This window comes from Belnapia moabensis DSM 16746 (assembly GCF_000745835.1).
In the GTDB taxonomy this organism is placed as follows: domain Bacteria; phylum Pseudomonadota; class Alphaproteobacteria; order Acetobacterales; family Acetobacteraceae; genus Belnapia; species Belnapia moabensis.
In genome coordinates this window covers 1-2,014 of the sequence record NZ_JQKB01000251.1, presented here as the reverse complement: position 1 = coordinate 2,014, position 2,014 = coordinate 1, and the positions used below count along the sequence as shown (strand labels likewise).

The following is a 2,014-nucleotide window of genomic DNA, read 5'->3' as shown; positions in this document are numbered from 1 at the left end:
GATCCAACGATGACACTGACGGTCTGGGCCATAGCCGGAGAATTCCACCGCAGCGGCCCGCTGTGAATCCTCCGTCTGGGTCAGTGCACTAGGTGCCGAGACGGCGCCTGCCGACCGCCCCAACCCAAGTGGCTAGTATGGTGGTGCAGGTCCGTCCTGTCCGGGCCACGGACATCGGTAAGGAGGGTACCGACCAGTGCGCGGGATTGCCGTCATTCACCTGGGATACAGTCGTGTGGCCGCCAATGCGGAGGCGTATATGGCCTCCATCAAGCCATGGGTCGGCCCATCGATGATCGTGCGCATGACGGCCGCGGCTCTTGCTGGCCTGGGCGCAGGCGGCGCTGCCATCAAGCACGCCATGTCATCGTTTGATGGCACGACGGTAGGCGGCCAGTCCCTTCCGGTTACTCTGCTCATGTGGGCAGCTGGGATCGTGACGACGGGCTTCGGCGTCAGCGGCGTCACCTTCTATGGGCTTGGGCTGACCGAACTCTGGTGGCGAGACGTGCAGCGCCGTAGGGATGGAACGGGCCCACGATGAAGCTCGCGTGGTGCGATCCGAATGAGGTTCCCAGACGCGAACCTGCATGCTCCGCTTCGGGCGCCATGGACAACTTGGCCGAGCGAGCCCTCTCGGTTCGCTGTTGTGCCTACTTGCGAGTGCCGCACGCTGAAAGGTGGGAGCGGGTCCGATGACGCCCCCTGTCCTCTTCCTCGACATCGATGGCGTGCTGCTCTCCGGCCGCGCTTGGCTTCTGCCCGCCAACCAGGATCTGCAGGCCAGGAGTGCGGGCTTGCCGAGGTGGCAGTCGCTGCAGCTGGTCGGGCGGGAAGCAGTCTTTGATCCCTGCGCCGTCGCTCTGATCGGCCGCATCTGCAAAGCAACCGGTGCGCAGGTCGTGGTTGCCAGCTTCTGGCGGTACACCGTCGGCCCTGAGCTGACTCGCGCCAAGCTCCTGAACCAGGGTTTGCAGGGCGCCCTGCTCCATGAGGATTGGGCCTGCCCCATGGTCCGCCATGGATCACCGGACAAAAACGCTGACATCTCCTACTGGCTCGAGGAGCACGGTGTAGCCCATTACGATACCTGGCTCGTGCTCGATGACGAGAACGTCTTGCCAGGCGCGACCCTGAGGACCGACGGCCTGGACGGGCTCGGGGTACGAGACGCAGCTGCCGCCGTACGGTTCTTCGGCAGCGTCGATGCAAAGCTTGGCGTCGGTCCTCTAGCGGAGGACGACATGAAGCAGGTCGTCCAGGCTTTTGGAGGAGATCGGGTTGAGGCATGCCGCTGGCTGGAGGGCGCCGGTGACCGGCAGCCACTGCGCCAACGACCCTCGGCCTTGTTCAGACAGGGTGCGCGCGAGGAAGCACTACGCCGCCTGACGTTAGCGGCCGCCGATCACGCCAAACGCAAGCGCGAGCAAAATCAGGCCCTGAACGTGCTGCTCGGCCGTGACGAGGTGGAGCAGGGAGAGGCTTCGTGACCCTCGATGAAGCGGTGGGGTCCGTCGGAGCTGCGTGCCTGCGTGACTTCGCCAGTGCGGCCGCGAAGGCGTTCCCCGGCCAAATCGAGCGAGTCGTGCTCCTCCTGCCGGTGCACCCGACTTCGGACTTCCCCCACCAGGTCGCGGTCATCCTGCAGATGGAGCCACGGCTGCAAGAGGAGGAGAAAGCCCTCCTCAGAAATGCGCACGCCGCGTTCGAACAGGCGGCGCTGCCCGCGACGATGGAGGGTCACGCGCTCACTGTGTACGTCGTCTCCAGCTACGCTCAGGACTGGGTCGTCCAGCACTTTCCAGATCGCGCCATAGCTGTCGAGGTTAGGCAGGAGAACTGATGACCTTTAAAGCCAAGGATTGGCTGCCCAGCGCCGTCGACTTTACTGGTGCCGAGATGCGGCACTAACTCCGGCAGGCTCTAAGCTTGAGTTTGCACATGCTGTGACGATCTCGTCATGATGCATGGATCCAGAAAAAGCCCTCGGCGGCGATAAAGGCGAGAGCGTCGT

At 64.1% G+C, this 2,014-nt stretch carries 3 protein-coding genes; all 3 read left to right on the top strand.

Annotated features, from left to right (window positions below; translation table 11 throughout):
- The first annotated feature begins 259 nt into the window (after positions 1-259).
- Positions 260-544, top strand: coding sequence for a hypothetical protein (locus EP26_RS30650; RefSeq protein WP_211259640.1), 285 nt, complete (start codon positions 260-262; stop codon positions 542-544).
- Positions 545-695: 151 nt separating this feature from the next.
- The gene (locus EP26_RS30645; RefSeq protein WP_043345278.1) at positions 696-1,490 is read left to right on the top strand and encodes an HAD domain-containing protein; all 795 of its coding nucleotides are present in this window, start codon (positions 696-698) and stop codon (positions 1,488-1,490) included.
- A complete protein-coding gene (locus EP26_RS30640; RefSeq protein WP_043345275.1) occupies positions 1,487-1,843 on the top strand; it encodes a hypothetical protein in 357 nt (118 codons plus the stop codon). Before EP26_RS30645 ends, EP26_RS30640 begins: the two co-directional genes overlap by 4 nt.
- Positions 1,844-2,014 lie beyond the last annotated feature (171 nt).